The 20,814-nt window shown below is 37.3% G+C and carries 19 protein-coding genes; 11 read left to right on the top strand and 8 right to left on the bottom strand.

All coding sequences use genetic code 11. From position 1 onward, the window contains the following. Position 1 precedes the first annotated feature (1 nt). On the bottom strand, positions 2–1,180 hold the full coding sequence (locus tag ACXACQ_RS23020; RefSeq protein WP_474978358.1) for an AI-2E family transporter: 1,179 nt from the start codon (positions 1,178–1,180) through the stop codon (positions 2–4). Between the two features lie 84 nt (positions 1,181–1,264). On the opposite strand from ACXACQ_RS23020, the gene trxA reads away from it, so the two are divergent. After that, positions 1,265–1,588, top strand: a complete 324-nt coding sequence (gene trxA / locus ACXACQ_RS23025; RefSeq protein WP_474978359.1) for a thioredoxin — start codon at positions 1,265–1,267, stop codon at positions 1,586–1,588. Between the two features lie 53 nt (positions 1,589–1,641). Here the strand turns inward: trxA and ACXACQ_RS23030 are convergent, their stop codons facing one another. The 3 genes from ACXACQ_RS23030 to ACXACQ_RS23040 form a co-directional block, all read right to left on the bottom strand. Further along, positions 1,642–2,046, bottom strand: coding sequence for an NUDIX domain-containing protein (locus ACXACQ_RS23030; protein ID WP_474978360.1), 405 nt, complete (start codon positions 2,044–2,046; stop codon positions 1,642–1,644). A 165-nt stretch (positions 2,047–2,211) separates the two neighbouring features. Beyond that, positions 2,212–3,801, bottom strand: coding sequence for a RagB/SusD family nutrient uptake outer membrane protein (locus ACXACQ_RS23035; protein WP_474978361.1), 1,590 nt, complete (start codon positions 3,799–3,801; stop codon positions 2,212–2,214). Positions 3,802–3,831: 30 nt separating this feature from the next. Further along, the gene (locus tag ACXACQ_RS23040; protein WP_474978362.1) at positions 3,832–6,975 is read right to left on the bottom strand and encodes a SusC/RagA family TonB-linked outer membrane protein; all 3,144 of its coding nucleotides are present in this window, start codon (positions 6,973–6,975) and stop codon (positions 3,832–3,834) included. A gap of 389 nt (positions 6,976–7,364) precedes the next feature. Here ACXACQ_RS23040 and ACXACQ_RS23045 point away from each other — a divergent pair, with 389 nt between their 5' ends. Together ACXACQ_RS23045 and ACXACQ_RS23050 are read left to right on the top strand one after the other, a co-directional pair. Further along, positions 7,365–8,228: a DMT family transporter gene (locus tag ACXACQ_RS23045; protein WP_474978363.1), complete on the top strand. Its 864-nt coding sequence runs from the start codon at positions 7,365–7,367 to the stop codon at positions 8,226–8,228. Positions 8,229–8,599: 371 nt separating this feature from the next. Beyond that, positions 8,600–8,911, top strand: a complete 312-nt coding sequence (locus tag ACXACQ_RS23050) for a hypothetical protein (protein WP_474978364.1) — start codon at positions 8,600–8,602, stop codon at positions 8,909–8,911. A 79-nt stretch (positions 8,912–8,990) separates the two neighbouring features. Here ACXACQ_RS23050 and ACXACQ_RS23055 read toward each other — a convergent pair whose 3' ends face one another. Then, the gene (locus ACXACQ_RS23055) at positions 8,991–9,665 is read right to left on the bottom strand and encodes an SGNH/GDSL hydrolase family protein (protein WP_474978365.1); all 675 of its coding nucleotides are present in this window, start codon (positions 9,663–9,665) and stop codon (positions 8,991–8,993) included. 48 nt (positions 9,666–9,713) lie between these two features. Beyond that, positions 9,714–10,271 carry a thioredoxin family protein gene (locus ACXACQ_RS23060; RefSeq protein WP_474978366.1) on the bottom strand — a complete coding sequence of 186 codons (558 nt, stop codon included), beginning with the start codon at positions 10,269–10,271 and terminating at the stop codon, positions 9,714–9,716. 119 nt (positions 10,272–10,390) lie between these two features. Here ACXACQ_RS23060 and ACXACQ_RS23065 point away from each other — a divergent pair, with 119 nt between their 5' ends. Next, positions 10,391–10,885: a metallophosphoesterase family protein gene (locus ACXACQ_RS23065; RefSeq protein ID WP_474978367.1), complete on the top strand. Its 495-nt coding sequence runs from the start codon at positions 10,391–10,393 to the stop codon at positions 10,883–10,885. A 55-nt stretch (positions 10,886–10,940) separates the two neighbouring features. Here ACXACQ_RS23065 and ACXACQ_RS23070 read toward each other — a convergent pair whose 3' ends face one another. Beyond that, positions 10,941–11,123 (bottom strand): hypothetical protein, encoded by a 183-nt coding sequence (locus tag ACXACQ_RS23070; RefSeq protein ID WP_474978368.1) that lies wholly within the window; start codon positions 11,121–11,123, stop codon positions 10,941–10,943. Positions 11,124–11,265: 142 nt separating this feature from the next. Here ACXACQ_RS23070 and hisS point away from each other — a divergent pair, with 142 nt between their 5' ends. The 5 genes from hisS (at position 11,266) to ACXACQ_RS23095 (ending at position 17,489) form a co-directional block, all read left to right on the top strand. Next, positions 11,266–12,630: a histidine--tRNA ligase gene (hisS, locus tag ACXACQ_RS23075; RefSeq protein ID WP_474978369.1), complete on the top strand. Its 1,365-nt coding sequence runs from the start codon at positions 11,266–11,268 to the stop codon at positions 12,628–12,630. Between the two features lie 4 nt (positions 12,631–12,634). Next, positions 12,635–14,125 (top strand): histidine ammonia-lyase, encoded by a 1,491-nt coding sequence (hutH, locus tag ACXACQ_RS23080; protein WP_474978370.1) that lies wholly within the window; start codon positions 12,635–12,637, stop codon positions 14,123–14,125. Position 14,126: 1 nt separating this feature from the next. Then, on the top strand, positions 14,127–16,025 hold the full coding sequence (locus ACXACQ_RS23085) for a T9SS type B sorting domain-containing protein (RefSeq protein ID WP_474978371.1): 1,899 nt from the start codon (positions 14,127–14,129) through the stop codon (positions 16,023–16,025). Positions 16,026–16,139: 114 nt separating this feature from the next. Further along, positions 16,140–16,472 (top strand): YbaB/EbfC family nucleoid-associated protein, encoded by a 333-nt coding sequence (locus tag ACXACQ_RS23090; RefSeq protein ID WP_474978372.1) that lies wholly within the window; start codon positions 16,140–16,142, stop codon positions 16,470–16,472. Then, on the top strand, positions 16,473–17,489 hold the full coding sequence (locus ACXACQ_RS23095; protein ID WP_474978373.1) for a glycosyltransferase family 2 protein: 1,017 nt from the start codon (positions 16,473–16,475) through the stop codon (positions 17,487–17,489). Positions 17,490–17,495: 6 nt separating this feature from the next. On the opposite strand, the gene ACXACQ_RS23100 is transcribed toward ACXACQ_RS23095, so the two are convergent. Further along, on the bottom strand, positions 17,496–17,714 hold the full coding sequence (locus tag ACXACQ_RS23100; RefSeq protein ID WP_474978374.1) for a PspC domain-containing protein: 219 nt from the start codon (positions 17,712–17,714) through the stop codon (positions 17,496–17,498). Between the two features lie 227 nt (positions 17,715–17,941). Between ACXACQ_RS23100 and ACXACQ_RS23105 the strand changes: the two genes are divergently transcribed. Continuing rightward, complete coding sequence (locus ACXACQ_RS23105) at positions 17,942–19,714, top strand: tetratricopeptide repeat protein (protein ID WP_474978375.1); 1,773 nt, start codon at positions 17,942–17,944, stop codon at positions 19,712–19,714. A gap of 121 nt (positions 19,715–19,835) precedes the next feature. Then, the gene (locus ACXACQ_RS23110) at positions 19,836–20,813 is read left to right on the top strand and encodes a pyruvate dehydrogenase complex E1 component subunit beta (RefSeq protein ID WP_474978376.1); all 978 of its coding nucleotides are present in this window, start codon (positions 19,836–19,838) and stop codon (positions 20,811–20,813) included. Position 20,814 lies beyond the last annotated feature (1 nt).

Raw genomic sequence — 20,814 nt, forward strand, 5'->3', positions numbered from 1 at the left:
TCTAATTATGCTTTAGCCATTTTTTAAGACTCAACCTGCCCACTAATGTTTTCCCTTTGTTTTTACCCATAATAAAGGCCAAGGGCTTTAAAGGCTCATAATGCAAGCAAATAACCTTAATCACTCCTAAAAATGGCACACTCATAAACATTCCGGGGATCCCCCACACCATGCCTCCAGCTATAATAATTAAAATGGTGAATAGTGGATTAATAGCTACTCTACCCCCAGTAATACTTGGAGTAAGTATATTATTTTCTAAAAATTGAATAATCACAAATAAGATTATCACTCCTAGCGCATTTTCAGGATGCACAGAAACCAATGTATAAGCAAGAGGAATAGCGGCACCTATTAATGTGCCAAAATAAGGGATAAAGTTCATTAGCGCTGATAGAATCCCAAACATAATAGCATACTCAACACCGATTATCATTAAACCGATACTGTTTAAAAAACACAAGATAAAGACCACTATAAACACTCCGCTGATGTATTTTTTAGTAACCTCCGAAACTTCTATAAGTATTAACTCCACACGTTGCCTGTGTCTTTTATCTGCCACCAAGTCGATGAATTTACCAAAGCGCTCACGATAATATAACATAAAGAATATAAATACCGGCTGAAGTCCCATTTTAACCACCGTGCCAGTGGTAGCATTAAATACGATATTCACTACACTACCGCTATTATCTATAAGCTTTACGATTTTCTTCTTCAACCACCATTTTTGAGTTTCAGATGAGCCGCCCGTAATAGCATCTATTTGCAGCTGCAAATGATTAAGGTTTTTAATTGCATGATCCTTAAGATCAGGAAAATCATCAACAAAAACGGCCAGCTGCTTATACAATAAAAAAATACCCACTCCAAAAACACCTATACTAACCACCAGAGCAATAAATATACTGACCACCCTATTGAGCCTAAGCCTGTACTCTAAAAGGTAAACAAAAGGGTACAGCAGATACGAAAACAATATGGCCAAACAAACCGGATAGAGAAAATCTCGCCCCATCACCAATACAACTACACTGAGACAAAACGCCAGTAGAAAAATAGTATATTTAATATAAAATGGGATTCGATTCACAGAAGTAGGGTTTTTAGGCTTTAACAGAAAAGCAAAACAATTGTTATAATCTAAGCCTATGATATCATTGATAATAATTATCATAGCTGTTTCTGAGGCAGAAACAAATTCTCTTATATTTGCGTTAGATCATAAAAGCAGAATTTTAAAAGTTTAAAATATACAATAATGAGCAAAGCAATAGAAATCACTGACGCCAACTTCGAAGAAATAATTGGTGGCGATAAGCCAGTTTTAGTTGACTTTTGGGCAGAATGGTGTGGACCTTGTAAAATGATCGGGCCTGTAGTAGAAGAATTAGCAGGAGATTATGAAGGTAAAGTGGTGATAGGAAAAGTTAATGTGGACGAAAACCCTAACGTTTCTGCTAAATTTGGAATCAGAAGCATTCCTACTTTATTAGTATTCAAAGGAGGAGAAATTGTAGACAAGCAAATTGGAGCTGTGCCTAAAGGTGTACTTGCTCAAAAGTTAGATGCTCAAGTGGCATAATTTAACATTGAAAAAATATAAAAAAGGCTCCAAATGGAGCCTTTTTCATTTCATCACAATGCATCTTTTAATATCTCTGAATGATCAAAAGCTAACTGCGGCAAATCTGACAACAGCAACCACTTAGCCTCTGCTGCATCATCTGCGCCTTGCACCTCTAATTCGTCCTCTATCGTAATCTTAAATGCTACTGATAAGGTTCTACTCCGAGGGTCTCTTCCAGGCTTACCATATGCTCCTACTTGAATCATATCACTAGCAGACAACACAAGTCCGGTTTCTTCCTCCAGCTCTCGCACAGCAGCATCGGCCAAATCTTCATCATCCTCAACAAAACCTCCCGGAAACGCCCATTGCCCTCTAAAAGGATCATTTTTTCTTTTTATTAAAAGTATTTTCCCTCCTTTGGTAAATACTAGGGCATCTACCGTAACTAATATATTTTGCTCTATAGCCATATTTTAATATCTCTTACTTCAATTTAATTGTGCATTTATATGCATCAAACAAATATACAATAGCACATCTTTATTCATGCAGAAATCCTCACTTGAACTGAAGCTATATAAACAAAAAAACCGCCTCATCACTGAGGCGGTTTAAATAGGTAAGAATAGGTTGATTTAGTCAATATCCCACCAAAGGGCTGTACCTCCATTATCATTGGCTGCACCGCCTATTTCAGGACAACTTTCCGCTGCACTTACCCCCTGCTCATTAAGGGAGAATTCGGCAGTAGAAAAATTAATTCTTTTAACAAACTCATCTGTTTTAATAGTACCTCCGCTATTATTTACCATCACAGGAAATAGCTTAGGATATCCCGTTCTTCTAAATTCGGCCCAAGCCTCTTCTCCTTCCGGAAACATAGCTATCCACTTTTGAGTAATTATTTTTTCTAACTTAGTGTCAAAGCTGGCAGCATCATCCCATTTAATGGTTATATCTGATGGAGCATCTACATTATTAGCTTCATTTACCGGATCAATATAGTCCTTTGGCGTTGAAGAATCATCAGCAATATAATCAGCGTAAGCATCACCTACATTATGCTGCTCTAGTGACAGCGAGATCCCCTCCTCATACAACTCTTGCGCTGTTCCTTGCATATTCCACCCCCTCAACGCCCCCTCAGCTCTTAGTAAATAAACCTCAGCTGCAGTCATTAACTGAATTCTGTCTAATATGGCTAACTTAGAAAAACCTTCATAATCAGCTTTGGCCGCAATAGCAATACCTTGCCTAATACCATTGTAAGCACTTCCTCCACTCTTAACAGACTTTTGAAAATACTGAGGAAGCCTAGGGTCTTCATACCCCACTAGATAAGACTCCATAGGGGCACTCATCCTTATATCATTCCAATCATTATTAATGACATTTAATGGATGAGTAAAGTTAGATTCACTAGCCACCATGAAATTACCCATATTAGTAGATATAACCCCATATTCATGGCTCATTGCAGCTTCTGCTTGAGTTTTTGCTAAATCAGGATCCACATCAGAAACCCGTATAGCCAACCTCAACCTTAGCGAATTAGCAAAGCGAATCCAAGAAGCCACATCGCCTCCATATACCATATCAAAGTTTGACCAATTAGCCGTTTCACCCTGTGCTTCAAGATCAGTGAGCGTATTAATGGCTTCTTCTAAATCTTCAAAAAACAAGCTATATACATCTTGCTGGCAATCATATACCCCAACATCTCCAGAGCCAAACTGCGAATAAATAACTGGTCCATAAATATCACTCACCCTGTGCATCGCCTCCACACGTATAATTTTGGCCCACGCTTTAAAATCAGGATAGCCATCTTCGGCATTTAACTCCATTTGATACAAAGGAGCCATCACCTTATTATAAGCAATTTGCCATGGGTATTGATTCCAACCATCTACAAGGTTGTATGTCATATTATTGGCATTTCCTGCAAATGGAGTGGGCGACATCATATAACCAGAAAATATATCTCCGATTAAATTTTGCTGCAGCTGCACATCAGGAACAGGACTATAGGCATATATATTTTGAAGCGCTAACTTCACCTGAGACCCCACATGATTATTATCTATTAATAAATCTTCATCATAGATATTATTAGGATCACTATTTATACTTTCAAAATTATCAGTACAACTTTGAAAGGCAGGAAATGCTGCAACTATCCCTACCACAAAGCCTTTTTTCAGTAATGAATTAATGTGTTTCATTTTAGAATTTTTTAGCATTAGACAGAATAATTAAAGTGATAAGGAAAGATTAAAACCAACGCTTCTCGTTGAAGGCAAATTAAACACATCTACCCCCTGCAAACCTGTGCCTGTAGACATTGATAAATCAGGGTCAAACGGAGCATCAATACTAAAGAAGAATAGGTTTCGCGCTATCAAAGAAAGTTTAGCGCTTTTAATAGGATTGATTTTACTTACTATACTTTTAGGCAGGTTATATGACAAAGAAACCTCTCGCAATCTCACATTGGTAGCATCATAAACATAGTATTCAGAGATTCCGGCTCTACCACCTACTGCTCTATAGAATGTTTCAGGATCGATACTAGTTACGGGAGCACCATCAGCTGACACTGCATTAATGGCTAAACCGCCATTATCTCTTGCATCTGCCGTAGCTTCACTAACCCCTTTTTCATCTAACATCGCTTGCGTAATAGACATTACCTCTCCGCCAAATCTTCCATCAATTAAAAACCTGAGCGACAAATCCTTATAAGTAACCGTGTTACTAAAACTCAACATAAATTTAGGACTAGGATTACCAACAGTACCAAAACCAGCATCCATTGGCTTACCATCTTCACCCAGAAGTATTCTACCTTGATCATCTCTGGCAAACTTTTTACCCAAAATATCACCAAAAGAAGATCCTTCTGTAATAGCCATAGCATAACTATTAACCCCGGCCTCAGTCAATAAAAACTGGCCATTATCTAACTTATCAGATAATTTCACCACCTCATTTTTATTATGCGTAAAGTTGAAAGTAGCAGACCATGTAAGTTCATCATTTTCGATAGGTATCACCTCCATCATGGCCTCAATACCTTTATTTCTAATATCTCCAGCATTGATTACAAAATACTCGCCCAGTAAATGGAAAGGTGCTCTTATAGAAATTCTTTGATTCTCGGTTTGGCTATTATAATAAGTTACATCAAAGTTTAATCTGCTTTGAAGCAACTGCATATCCATACCAATCTCGTATGATGTATTTTTTTCCGGCTTAATGGTTTCTCCCGGAGCGGCAATTACACCAGGCAATGCATTTAAACCTTGCACTGTTAGCTCATGTGCAGAATGAGTATCATAAGGATTTACCGCGTTACCCACTTTGGCCATAGAGGCTCTTAATTTCAAAAAGTTAACAGGGGCAATATCTACCATCTCGGTAATAACTCCCGAAACCCCAACTGATGGATAGAAAAACGATTCATTATCAGTATATGATAAAGTTGATGACCAATCGTTTCTGGCTGAAGCATCTAAGTAAAGCATGCCTTTATAACCTAAGTTAACACTTCCCAACACTGACTGTAACTGCTGATCAGCATCTATTGTAGACATATTAACAGAACCTTGATCTATATTCTGCAAACTAAACACATTTGCATATTTTAGCCCTTTCCCAGACCCCTTAGTATCAATACTTTCTGTATTAAACTTCTTATCTTGAATAATAGCCCCAGCGTTCGCGCCCACACTAAAATCATTAAAAGTTTTATTGAATGACAAGATCACATCTCCATACAGCTGAGTCGCCTCTATTTTTTGTAGTGAGTAACGGCCATTTGCATCTGCCAATGCACCTTGTGTACTTGCATAAGCTTTCATTTCATATTTATCATATGATTTATCTACATTACCTCTCGCCTTTAAGGTCAAGAAGTCATTGATTTTTAAACTGGCAGACACATTAGAAATAAGCCTATTACGAGTATCTTCCGTAGGGTTTCTATGTAAAATCCAATAAGGGTTTTGTTGAGTAGATATATCAGACACCCAATTTTGTAAATAAGCATTCCGATCTGGGCTATACACTTCAAAGTTTTGGGCATAATCGTTAAAATCCAAACCTCGAGGAAACATATATAACCCTGATAGAGGATTGAAATAGATACCTGTGGCCGGTCGGTTATTCGCTGACTGATTAATGAAATTTATAGATGCATTTAAGTCTACTACATCAAATACCTTGGCTGATTCTCGGAATGTAAAATTGTGCTTATCCAAACTGTTAGTTGGCATTATACCACTAGCATGAGTATTAGCGTACGAAAAGTAGTTTTGCAAATTTTCGCTACCACCAGAAACAGACACTGCGTTAATCCATGTTTTCCCATTCTGAAAAAACTCATCCACATGATCAGGAGCAGCAGTTGCTAATTTATCACCCCAGCTATCTAAAGCTCCATCAGAGGTTTGGCCATAACTATACTGCATATCGGGGTATTTTAAAATACTCTCTACAGTAAAACTGCTAGAGTAGTTTACCTTGGTCTGCCCTGCCTTCCCTTTTTTTGTAGTAATTAAAATAACACCATTAGCAGCCTGACTACCGTATAATGCTGCAGCTGAAGCTCCCTTAAGGACACTCATACTTTCTATATCTTCTGGATTGATATTAGAAATACCATCACCACCATCACGCCCAGCAGAAGTAACACCACCTGCTTCCCCCCACACGTTAGAAGGCTGTGAAGGAGAAAAATCCAACATAGGCACCCCATCAATCACATAAAGCACGTTATTATTTCGAGTAGAGCTATTACCTCTAAGTACTACACGCGTAGAGCCTCCGGCTCCTGAAGCACTTTTATTAATAAAAACACCGGCTGCCTTACCCGATAGCGAATTCATGAAATTCACATCTTTGACAGAAGTCAACTCATCACCACCTATTTCTTCAGCAGAATAAGTCAAGGACTTTTCTTCTCTATTAATACCCAATGCTGTCACCACTATTTCATCTAACTGCTGAATATCAGGAGTAAGGCTAATATCAATAGCAGCTCGACCATTAACCGCCACTTCTTCTGTAACGTATCCTACAAAACTAAAAATCAAAGTAGCATCTTCGGGCACATTGAGAGAATACCCACCCGTGGCATCACTAATAGTACCTGACGAAGTACCTTTGATTAAAATACTAACCCCAGGTATGCCTTGGCCATTTTCATCTTTTATAACACCCGATACGGTTATCTGATCAGAGTAAGTCTCCGATAACACAATGGGCTTAACCGGCAGCATGCCAGCCTTAGCTGGAAGGGAAGCCACCCCAACACCAAGAATCACCCCAGAGGCAAGGAGCCGCCTCATTAATTGGTGAGACCAAGGTATAGAACATATCGTTCTTTTGACTTTCATAAGATTAGGTTTTAAAAGGTTAACGGTTTTAATTATATGGAAATAGCTGACTTATTGGGTTTACAACCCACTATTACAGCACAGTAGAATACAATTAAACACTTGGAAACAAAACATTAGCACGACAACAGTAAAAGCCAATGTTTATTTTTTAAGAACCTTAAATTAGCATTTGATAATCTGAAAAAACAATAATTCGCAGAATTTTTTATTGAATAATAACGAAAAAACACATTTAACCAATCCCTATAATTTAACTTGAGCTAGGTCAAAGATTTTATAAAAAAACCATTAAATCACAGACCTACAGCCCATTAGGAGAATTTGGCAATTAATTTTAAAATCTGATTTGGGAATTTTATATTTATAGATAAGCTTACCCTAGATAAATGACGAAATCTTACGCTAAAAATTTAATCCAGCTAAATGCCGCCCTACTACTAATGAGTACGTCAGGACCGCTAGGCAGATTAATTGACATGCCTCCACCTCTCACCATATGGAGTCGCTGCGTATTAGGATCATTATTCTTACTAGCATTTTGCAAAATCAACAAAGTTAACCTGAGAGTAAACTGGCCACACGATGGCATCTCCTTTATATTAGGAGCCATTTTACTGGGAACCCATTGGGTTACTTACTTTTTTGCCCTAAAATTATCTTCAGTAGCCATAGGCATGCTATCACTCTTTACCTACCCTGTATTTACAGCATTTTTAGAACCCTTAATACTCAAAACTAAATTTCAACAGGTCCACCTATGGTTAGCCTTGATAATTTTATCAGGTATATTTATTCTTGCCCCGGAATTCAGCTTAGAGAATGACACTACATTAGGAATTACTTGCGGCTTAATATCCTCACTGTTTTACACTTTAAGAAATATATTGTTAAAGAAAAAAGTGACTCGGTATTCTGGTTCAAGCCTAATGTTTTATCAGTTGTTCATTCTTACTATAGTAGGTTTTCCTGTTTTGTTTTTATATCCCATTTCACCAATTGGCACAGAATGGCCAGAACTACTGGCCCTATCATTAATCACTACCGCGGCAGGGCACACCCTTTTTGTACTAAGCTTTAAAAACTTTTCGGTAAGTACTGCCAGCCTCATCAGTGCATGCCAACCTATATTCGGAATCATATTGGGCGTCATATTTCTTAATGAAATACCTGAAAGCAAAACCATTATAGGTGGTTCATTAATTTTAACTACTGTAATAATAGAAAGCCTTCGATCTTCTAAGACTGCTTAATTTTATTAAAAAGTAAATATTAGACAGAATGTTACATCTTCAATATGTAAGATGTAAAAAATTATCAGGTCTAAATCACCGTCAAAAACGGGAATTTATAGTTTAATTGTACATTTTCACAAAATCTTATACGCAAGTCCCTAGATATTTTCCTACACCAACTTGACTTTTTAATCATGTTATAAGTAGATTAGCATTAAGTAAATGATAAAAATATCATAATCAAGTTTTTAGAAAAGGTGCCATGTAAAATATTTTATTTACAAAAATTTACTTACATGACATACTATAGACTTAAAATATTTTATTAATTTTAATTAAAATCAAATTAGTACAATAAATTGAAATCCTAATCCATAAACCTGATAGTTATGAATCGCAAAAGTCACTGCAAATCACAAAGTTACAACAAGTTAATTGAGAGCATTGAAGCGCATACCTTAAAAATGGAGGCATTAGCACAAGAATATTTCGAAGCTAATGTTGAATTCATCAACCAATTGTCAAGTATTGATGATGGAGGTGAACTTACAAGAAATGGAAAGTTATCGTTGTACGATGAACGATTCAAAGGACTATTAGAAGGAATGGAAAATGAAACGAAGCTATTAAAAAGGGAAAAGATCAACTTCCAGTTCAGACAAGATCTTATGTCGGCTGTTGACAATGCTGCCCTTAGTTAAAATATTTAAGATTACCCAGTGGGTTTAGGTTGAATACCATTAAAGGGAAATGCAGACGGCATTTCCCTATGGTTTATCATTATTTATACTTATCAAAAAAGCTGGACTCAAGCATTAATTCAACCCATTTCCTATATTGCACCCCCGAGGGATGCAGCCCGTCACTCGCCACTAATTCATCCAAACTACTTCTTGATATATCTGTAATATTAAAATACGCTACACCATACTGTATCGCAATTTCTCTATTGATGGCATTATAATCATTAATCCCTTTATAAATCTCTTCTCTCTTCTCTTCCCCAAAAGGCGTGAAACCATAATCAGGAATAGAAACCACAAAAACACCCCCTGCACCTCCTTTCGCCAACTGTATAGCAGTTTTGAGTAAATCTTCGAACTCCTTTCTATAGACATCAATATCATAGCCCCTATACTGATTATTCACCCCAATTAGAAGTGAAACCATATCATACTCAGCAGAAATCTTAGCCTTATTAATAGCTCCTTTCAATTCATCAGTAGCCCAACCTGTGGTAGCTATAATTTCAGGGGTTGCAAATTCAGCTCCAGCTTCATTTAACCTCTCAACTAACAACACTGGCCACCTGTCCCGCTCAGACACACTCTCTCCAATAGTATAAGAGTCACCCAGCGCAAGGTATGAAACAGGCTTTTGATTTGCATTTTCCAACATATCAGTATGATTAGATAGAAATAGATAGGTTAGTGACACCAGAAGAAGAGACTTCATAATACTATTTTACAATATAAACGAAGCTTCTCTTCATTGAGATTTACATTATTGTTTCCACTTAATATTACACCCTTGACTTGGAATTTGATTCTCAGTAACCGGGTTTCCCTTCATTATATCATCTAACGCTGCTCTCATATCTTTTCCCGTAAGAGGCTTTCCATTACCCGGCCTACTATCATCAAGCTGCCCCCTATAAACAAGCTCCTTCTTATCATCAAAAATATAGAAGTCAGGTGTACAAGCAGCATCATAAGCCTTTGCCACCACCTGAGTTTCGTCATACAAATAAGGGAAAGGATATCCCCATTTTCTAGCTTCAGCCTTCATCAGCTCGGGCGAATCCTCAGGGTAATTATCAACGTCATTAGAGCTTATTGCCACAAAACCAACGCCTTCAGAAATGTAATCTTCGGCCAACCTCACTAACTCTTCCTGAATATGTTTAACATATGGGCAGTGGTTACAAACAAACATAATAACCGTTGCCTTCTCCCCCACCACGTCATCCAAAGAAACAGAACGCTCGGAAATAGCATCGAATAATTGAAAAAAAGGAGCTTCCGTTCCTAGAGGAAGCATATTAGAAGGTGTAAGTGCCATATAAATTAAATTTAAGGTAAAGTTAAAAAAGTTAAAGCCATTACTAAATACAAATATGGTAAAAGGCGGTATTCAACTTTTGATAAAGGATGGAGATATGCCTAGTTTTACATAAAAAAGTGAAAATAGGTTTACTTTCAGATACACACGGACATTTAGACCCTAAAGTTTTTGAATACTTCGAAGACAGAGATGAGATATGGCATGCAGGAGATTTCGGCCCCAACGTATTAAAACCATTACAAGATTTTAAACCTACCCGCGGGGTTTATGGAAATATAGATGACCAGGCTATAAGAAATGAATGTCCTGAACATTTAAAATTTCAATGCGAAGGCTTAAAAGTATGGATGACGCATATTGGTGGGTACCCTCCAAGGTATAATCGCACCGTTAAACCTCTTTTACAACAAGACCCACCTGACCTTTTTATCTGCGGGCATTCTCATATTTTGAAAATAATGAAAGATCCAAAAATCAATAACCTGCTCTACATTAACCCCGGAGCAGCAGGCGTTCATGGCTTTCATAAAGTAAAAACTTTAGTCCGTTTTGATATTTCCGGCAAAGAAATCAGCAACTTGCAAGTAATCGAACTTGGCGGTAGGGCATAAAAAAAGCCTCATTAAATAAATAATGAGGCACTTTTTATAATAAGTAATTCAGTTCTTAATCTTCTGCTTTCTCTTTTTTAGCAGAACCTTTAGCGTTTTTACTGAATCCCGCTTTAATCTGCTCTACATCAACACCTTTAATAACAGGCTTAGTGTTTAATCTTTGAATATTTTCCTGTCTTACTTTAGCGGTAGCTTTATTTCTTTTTGCTTTTCTTTTAAGTCTGGTAACTGCCATTTCCAATATAATTTTTGTCAAAGAGGATGCAAAGATAAATTAATATCTGGTAATAAAAAATATGAAGTGATATTTAATTCATTCCAACATTTCAAAAAAGTGTATTCACGGCATTTGCCTGCTTTTTTGTACTTTTGCGCACATGAGTAAAAAACCTACATTACCTAAAGGAACGCGCGATTTTGGCCCTCAGCAAATGGGTAAGCGTAATTTCATATTCAGTGCTATAAGAAGTGTATTTGAAAAATATGGATTTATGCCATTGGAAACCCCTTCCATGGAAAACCTTTCTGTTCTTACAGGAAAATATGGAGATGAAGGCGACCAACTTTTATTCAAGATACTTAATAGCGGAGATTTTTTATCCAACGCTTCAGCTGATGGATACGAATCAGGATCAAAAGCTTTATTACCTCAAATTGCCGAAAAAGGATTGAGGTATGACCTTACTGTTCCATTCGCTAGGTATGTAGTAATGAACCAGCATGATTTAGCACTTCCATTTAAAAGGTACCAAATTCAACCTGTATGGAGAGCCGACAAGCCTCAAAGAGGTAGATACCGCGAATTTTATCAATGCGATGCTGATGTGGTGGGGACCAATTCACTATTATGTGAAGCGGAGATTATTCTCATGATCAATGAAGTATTTGCAAAATTAGGCATCACTGATTTTGATATAAAAATCAATCACCGCCAGATACTAAAAGGCATAACTCAGGTGATTGGTGCTGAAGGAAAAGAAAGCGAGTTCTGCGTGGCTATTGATAAGCTTGACAAAATAGGCTTAGATAAAGTGCTAAAAGAAATGCAAGAAAAAGGAATAAGCACAGAAGCTACAGAGAAGGTAAAACCTATATTATCATTAGAAGGTAGCATTGAAGATAAAATCGCTTATTTAAAAGATTTATTCAGTTCTTCAGCAGAAGGCACCAAAGGCATTGCCGACTTTGAAGAAATATTAGAAATATTAAACTCATTTAGCTTAGAAAATTCACACCTAGATTTTGATGTGACTTTAGCCAGAGGCTTGAGCTATTACACAGGAAGCATTTTCGAGGTTAAGGTTAATAATGTAAGCATCGGAAGTGTAAGCGGTGGAGGTAGATACGATGACCTAACAGGAATATTCGGCCTTGCCAATTTATCCGGTGTAGGATTCTCGTTCGGAGTAGACCGCATTTATGATGTTATGGAGGAATTGGATTTATTTCCTAACGAAGCAGTTACCTCTACTAAGGCATTAATCATACACTTTGATGATGCCACTCAGAAATATGGCTATGGTGTATTGAATGCATTAAGAAGTGCAGGAATTAAATCAGAGCTTTACCCTGATATTGCAAAATTGAAAAAACAATTTGGGTATGCCGACAAAAAGAATATTGCTTTTTCTATAGTTATAGGAGGAGATGAAATGAATTCTGGAGTATTGACATTAAAAGACATGACCTCTGGAAAAGAAGAGAAATTAACAGTAAAAGAAATAGTAGAGAAATTAGCCTAGGTGAATGAATAAAGTTCATTACATATCAGATAATACATTAAGCCTCGAAGACATAGAGGAAATACTTTATGGTGATTACGTTTTAGCACTGTCTCCTGAAGCTGAAGAAAAAATCGAAAAATGCAGAAGGTATCTTGATGAAAAAATAGAGAAATCTTCAGAGCCAGTTTATGGAATAAATACCGGTTTTGGCTCTTTGTATAATAAAAACATCAGCAAAGAAGACCTAAGCACACTTCAAGCGAACCTAGTAAAGTCGCATGCTTGCGGCACAGGAGATGAGGTTCCTGACGAAATAGTGAGGCTGATGCTTTTACTTAAAATACAGTCATTATCATACGGGCACTCTGGCGTACAGGTGGCCACAGTAAATCGGCTGATTGAATTTTTTAATAGAAAAGTATATCCCGTGGTTTATGAAATGGGGTCTTTAGGAGCTTCTGGTGATCTAGCGCCATTAGCCCACCTATCATTACCACTTATTGGCCTTGGCGAGGTAAAATACAAAGGCAAAAGAATGAGTGCTCGAGAAATGAATGACATACTTCATTTCTCTCCAATTCATTTTAGAGCCAAAGAAGGCTTAGCGCTACTTAATGGCACTCAACTGATGAGCTCTTTCGGAATCTGGTGTTTAATCCATGCCGAACGCTTATTAAACTTATCTAACACCATTGGCGCCATAAGCGTAGATGCATTTGATGGCAGAATAGAACCCTTTGACAACAAGGTGCATCAAATCAGACCACAAAAAGGTCAGATATTAGTAGCTAAAACCATCCGTGAACTTTTATCTGGCAGCGAAATCATCTCACAAAGCAAAAAGCATGTGCAGGATCCTTACTCTTTTAGATGTATACCTCAGGTACATGGTGCTAGTGCTGATGCTCTTTTTTATGTAAGAGATATATTTCTAACAGAAATCAATGGAGTAACAGATAACCCTAATGTTTTCCCTGACCATGATGAAATCATTTCAGCGGGCAACTTTCACGGACAACCATTGGCATTACCTCTAGACTTTTTAAGTATAGCCATGGCTGAGCTAGGCAACATTTCTGAAAGAAGAACATATCAACTGATATCAGGAGCCAGAGATTTGCCTCATTATTTAGTCGCAAACCCAGGAATCAATTCAGGGCTAATGATACCGCAATACACCGCAGCATCATTAGTAAGCCAAAACAAACAATATTGTACTCCCGCTTCTATTGATTCCATAGTTTCTTCTAACGGACAAGAAGACCATGTTAGCATGGGAGCTAATGCCGCCACCAAAACCTACAAAGTGATCAATAACCTTTATAGGATATTAAGTATTGAACTTATCACCGCTGCTCAAGCTATAGAATTTAGAAGACCCTTAAAATCATCTGATTACATAGAAGATTTGATAAGCAATTTTAGAGAAGTAATTCCGTTTATAGAGGAAGACCGTGTGCTCTATAAAGATATGGCTGCCGCAGAGAAGTTTTTAAGGGAAGTAACTTTATAATTTGAAAGCAATTTTCACATATAGCCTTTTGCTCTCTCTGTTTTTATTTTCAGGGATAGCAAAAGGTCAATACATTTCAGAAAGGGGATTTTTTGAAGTTGATCAAATCAAAGGCTGTACAGGATTTACGGTTAACCTCAATTTTACAAATGCAGCTCCATGCGCCTGTAATGTAGCCAACAACTGCACGTGCTCTATAGATTGGAAAAACGATAACGATGTAGTTAATGTCAGCAACTCTTACACTTACAGCACTCCAGGCATTTATTACCTCAATGTGGCCCTCCCCGACCCTAACGGATACGACTCCATCAGAATAGAAGTATATGATCCTATTCCGCCTGCATTTGAGTTATATAACTGTGACAACAACACCATACAAGTTGACATACAGGACAATAGTTATGATGCTTTCGTCATCAATTTTGGCGATGGCACCTCAACCACTGTACAAAAAAATGCACCGGCACCTACACATCAATATGCCACATCAACTGCATATACGGTAACTATTAGAGGAACAAGAATAAACGCTGTAGATAACTGCTCTAGCCGCAGCAAAAGCATCACCCCGGTAAACAATTTATTACCTGGTGAGATCCGGTCGCTGCGTGCTATAGATGACAATACACTACTCATTAATTATAACCTGCAAGAAAATACGCTACATAAATTACTAATAAGAATCAATAATACCGGCTCTTGGTTGCAATATGGCCAAAAGTTCCACAACATAAATAGTGACACTTTGCGCTTAGCCATTGACCTCACTAAAAATATCTATTGTTTTAAGTTGGCGACATTAAACCCTTGCAGCAATCAAAACTTTGCCGAAACACCTGCCATTTGCAGCATAAAAGCGGATGTAGAAGCTCAAAATGAAGTAAATATTATTAACTGGCGAACCTATCCCCCCTCTCAAGATTTCACTTTAGAAAGAAATGACTTATTACACAGACCAGTCAACAATGCCCTATCTACGTACAGCGACAGAGATATCAATTGCAATACTGAATATTGCTATACCGTAATAGCGAATTACCTTAATGGAGTACAAAGTATTGCAGCCCCTGTTTGCGCTACAGCCATCAGCAATACTCCTCCTGATAATATTTACAATATTTCCACAGATGCCAGCGAGCCTAACTCCATACAAATCACATGGCGTCCTCCGCTTATGAAAGACTCTGAACGTTTTTTCATTTATAGTATTGATAATACAAAAGAAGAAATTGGTCAAAGCACATCACCTAACTTCACTGTAAGCAGCTTAAATACTGCGGAAAACAGCTATTGTTTTCAAATTGGCTCTACTGACGAATGCGGAAATACTACTACTGAAAGCATAGAGCCATGCTCCATTTTATTACAAGCTAATACCTTAAACAATGGAGACATAGAACTTAACTGGAATGAATACACAGGATACGAACAGGGCACAACTTACTTGATCCATAGAAGTTTTACAGATGGCACATCTATTACATTGAACCCAAGCTCTATAAGCTACACCGACAATACTACCGACAACAGTCAGCAAGTGATTTATTATCAAATAGAAGCCATACCCAATTCAGCCAATATCACTTCATCATTTTCCAACATTATAGAAGTAATCAAACCTAATAACATCTTTGCTCCCACCGCATTCACACCTGATGCCAATAATTTAAATGACACCTTCACTGTTAGAGGTAAATACATCACCAGTTTTCAAATGCGCATTTACAACCGCTGGGGAGAACTCATTTTCGTTTCTGATGATATGGAAAACGGATGGACCGGCTTCGCCAATGGCCAACGAGTGCAAGAAGGCACTTATGCTTATGTAGCTGAAATGACAGATATGGCTGGCAGAGAGCTCACTAAGAAAGGTATGGTTTTAATTATAAGAAAGTAATAAAACGAAAATTAGAGATAAATTTTGATTTTGAAGAGAAGCAAGTCATTTTTGCAAACTTTAAAAATTCAAGAATTAATTAAAGAATCTCGACTTACCTAAATATTTGCAGATATGTTTGATATGATGAAGATGATGGGCAAAATGAAAGAGGTGCAAGCCAAAATCAAAGAAGCCCAAGAAAATTTAGTACACTTAAAAGTGACTGGAGAAGCTGGTGGTGGCATGGTAAAAGCAACTGTCAACGGTAAAAAAGAAGTAATCAGCCTAGATGTGGATCAGGACTTAGTAAAACCAGAAGACAAAGTAATGCTTCAAGATCTTATAGTAGCTGCTATTAACAAGGCTATGCAAGAAGTAGAAGTACTTGCCAAAGAAGAGATCAAAAAAAGCACAGATGGTATGCTACCGAACATCCCTGGTTTAGACCTGAGCGGCTTAGTATAAATGAAGGAAACTGCAGTTGTTATTTTAAATTATAACGGAGAGCAACATCTCCGTAATTTTTTACCTAAGGTAATAGAATACAGTAGCGACTGCCATATAGTAGTAGCTGACAATTGTTCTACGGATGGATCGGTTGAATATATTAAAAACAATCACCCAGAAGTTCAGCTACTATTATTATCATCCAATGGAGGTTATAGCGCAGGTTATAACGAGGCTCTTAATCAGATAGAAGCAGAATATTACGTACTTCTTAACTCTGATGTAGAGGTTAGCCCCAACTGGGTTACTCCAGTAATAGAACTTATCAAAAGCCATGATAACATTGCTGCAGCTCAACCAAAAATCCTAGCTTATAACAATAAGCAAGAATTTGAATATGCGGGTGCAGGCGGTGGCTATATAGATTCACTCGGCTACCCATTTTGCCGCGGCAGGCTATTCCTAAGCCTTGAAAAAGACCACGGCCAATTTAACAATAATACTAAGATATTTTGGGCCACTGGTGCATGCCTTTTCATAAAAGCATCAGTATTTAAAGAGATGGGAGGCCTAGACCCTGACTTCTTCGCACATATGGAAGAAATTGACTTGTGCTGGAGAATCAACTCGGCTGGGTATGATGTTATGTATTGTGGTGAAAGCACTGTGTATCATGTAGGCGGAGGCACCTTACATAAATCAAACCCTCGAAAAACCTACCTCAACTTTCGCAATGGACTAACCCTGCTATATAAAAACTATAGCACACGTGCATTATGGTTCAAATTTCCCATTAGACTATTGCTAGACCTTATCGCCTCAGCTAAGTTTATGTGCTTTGATAGCTTCGCAGACGGTCTAGCGGTCTTAAAAGCACACTTCTCTTTCTATGCTCAGTTCAGAAGTAACTATATAAAAAGGAAACAGACGAAGAAAAAGCGAAAAACCAAAAACATCAACACCATATATAATGGTTCTATTGTTTTTGATTATCATATAAAAGGTAAGCGAACATTCGAAGAGCTAGACTTCTAATAATACTTAATAGTACCATACAGAATTCTTCTTTCTTCTCAGGTGCTTTCTCATATTAATGACAAAGGCCATTACCAAGTAAATAATGAGCGGAGAGCCGAAGGTTAAGAAAGAGGCATATATAAAATATAGCCTAATACTGGAGCTAGAAATCCCCAATTTATCCCCCAATTTAGAGCACACGCCAAAAGCGTATTTCTCGAAAAAAAGCTGTAAATTCTTCATGAAACACCTCCCTTTTTAGTAAAAAAACGAACTGATGATAAACAATTTAATCGTTTAATCCTTTATATCATGTGGCTCAGCGACAAATATGTGTCTTCACAAATATAATAAGCATATTATCAAAAGTCACTTAGTTATTTCTTATTTTTTTTAACTATTATTGCATTATTGACTATATACAATAATTTTGAATTTCTAATTCAACCAGACATTAAAAACAAAAACCAATGAGAAAATTATTCTACGCTATAGCTTCATTTGGGGTATTGACCTTCTCAGGTTGTTCCCTAAACAAAATGGTTAAAATGGCGGAGGACCAGAACTTAACTGTTACTCCAAATCCATTGGAGGTACATGCAGACACTGTTGCTTTTGAAATGTCAGCTAACCTTCCGGTAAAAATGCTTAAGAAAGGTAAAGTTTATTCAATAAACACTTTCTATAAGTATGGAGAGAGCGAATTAGCTTTGGATCCTGTCCAATTTAAGGCTGAAGATTATCCTAATGCTGATGAAGAGCAGCCAAAACAAACTAAGAAATTTGCATTCCCTTACTCACCAGCTATGCAGACTGGTATGTTAGAAGTACAAGGTGTAGCTTCTGACCCTAAGAATGGCAAATCTAAAGAAACTGACAGATTACCTGTTGCTCCTGGTGTAATCACTACATCTAAATTAGTAGAGGCTGTTTACGCTCCTGCTTATGCTGATCACGGTTACAACAACCAAGAAGAGCTTATCCCTACAAGAGTAAGCTTCTACTTTGATCAAGGACGTTCAGTTTTAAAATATTCTGAAAGAAGAAGTGATAGAGGTAAGAAATTAGATGCCTTCATTGCTGAGAAAAACATCACTAGAACTGTAACTATTACAGGTACTCACTCTCCTGAAGGTGCTGAAAGAATCAACAGCAGATTAGCTAAAGACAGAGCTGAAGCTATCCAAGCTTTCTACCAAAGAGAAATGAGAAGATATGATTACAAAGGAATGGCTGACTCTATCAAATTCATCACTAAAGATGTAGTTGAAGATTGGTCTATCTTTAAAGATTCATTAGCTGTTTACGAAGGTATTTCTTCTGAAGAAAAATCAGCTTACTTAGATATCATCAACGGACCTGGTTCTTACACTGACAAAGAAGGTAAATTACACCAGTTACCTACTTACAAAAAAGTATTCAGAGAGTTATATCCTAAATTAAGGATTGCTAAGACTGAAATCTTAACTGTAAAAGAAAAGAAAACTGACGCTGAAATTTCTGTTTTAGCTAAAGGAATTGCTGACGGTACTGTAAGTGCTGATACGCTTTCTGAAGAAGAGTTATTATATGCTGCTTCTTTAACTCCTTCTTTACAAGAAAAAGAAGCTATCTTCACTGCTGCTACTAAGAAAACTGATAGCTGGGTAGCTCATAATAACTTAGCTGCTGTATACATTGCAATGGCTTTAGAAGGTAACCAAGATAAGTATGCTGACATGGCTATGACTCAGCTTGAGATTGCTGCTAACAAAGAAGAAGCTCCTGAAGTATATGGAAACATGGCTTCTGTAGAGTTAATGAGAGGTAACGTAGCAAAAGCTTACGAAGACATTAAGAAAGCTGACTCTATGAGCCCTAGCAGCGAAGTTGCTCCTGTATTAAACGGAGTTAAAGGTTCTATCGAAATTATGCTTGCTAAGTATGATGACGCTGTAAAATCAACTTCTAACGCTGAAGACAAAGCTGTTAATGCATTTAACAGAGGTTTAGCTCAAGTATTAAGCAAAGACTATCAAAGTGCTTTAACTTCTTTCAAAGAAGCTACTGAAAAAGATTCAGAAATGGCTGTTGCTTACTATGGTGCTGCTATTGCTAACGCACACTTAGGAAATGAGGACGCTGTTTACGAAAACTTACAAAGCGCTGTTAAAGCAGATCCTGAATTTAAAGGTAAAGCTTTAGAAGATCTTGAGTTTGCTAAGTATGTTTCTAACGAGCAATTCAGAGATATCTTAAAATAATTATCTGAAAAATATCAGAAAATGAAGCCCCGGAGAAATTCGGGGCTTTTTTTGTTATAATGGATTTTGTGGTTAATCCGCTGAATGCTATTTTTACAAACCAATTTTTAAACCAGATAAAATGAGAGAAATACAATTTAGACAAGCCCTTGGTGAAGCCATGAGCGAGGAGATGAGAAGGGACGAAAAAGTCTTCCTTATGGGTGAAGAAGTAGCTGAATACAATGGAGCTTATAAAGTAAGTCAGGGTATGCTAGATGAATTTGGACCTGACCGCGTAATCGATACTCCTATCGCTGAGCTTGGTTTTGCTGGTATAGGTGTAGGAGCTGCAATGAATGGGTTAAGACCTGTTATTGAGTTCATGACATTCAATTTCTCTCTGGTAGCTATAGATCAGGTTATTAACAGTGCCGCAAAAATGATGTCAATGTCTGGTGGTCAGTTTAATATCCCAATGGTTTTCCGCGGACCTACAGGTAACGCGGGTATGCTTAGCTCTCAGCACTCTCAAAACTTCGAAAACTGGTATGCAAACTGTCCTGGATTAAAAGTAGTTGTTCCATCTAACCCTTATGATGCTAAAGGACTTCTTAAATCTTCTATCAGAGACAATGACCCTGTAATATTTATGGAGTCTGAGTTAATGTACGGAGATAAAGGTGAAGTACCTGAAAACGAGTACTTATTACCTATCGGTGTGGCCAACGTACTTAAAGAAGGTAGCGATGTAACTGTTGTAGGCTTTGGTAAAACAGTAAAAGTTATACAAGAGGCTGCTGAAGCTGCTGCTAAAGATAATATTTCTGTTGAATTAATCGATCTTAGAACAGTTAGACCTATTGACTACGCTACTATAGTAGAGTCTGTAAAGAAAACTAACCGTTTAGTGATTGTAGAAGAAGCATGGCCATTATCATCTATCAGCACAGAGATTACTTACCATGTACAAAAGCATGCATTTGATTATTTAGATGCCCCAGTTCATAGAATTAACAGTATGGATGTACCTTTACCGTACGCACCTACTTTAATTGAAGCTATACTTCCTAACGTGAAGAGAACTGTAGAAGCTATTAAAAGCGTAACTTATAAATAAG

This window comes from Fulvivirga sp. AWR4_260 (genome assembly GCF_056158185.1).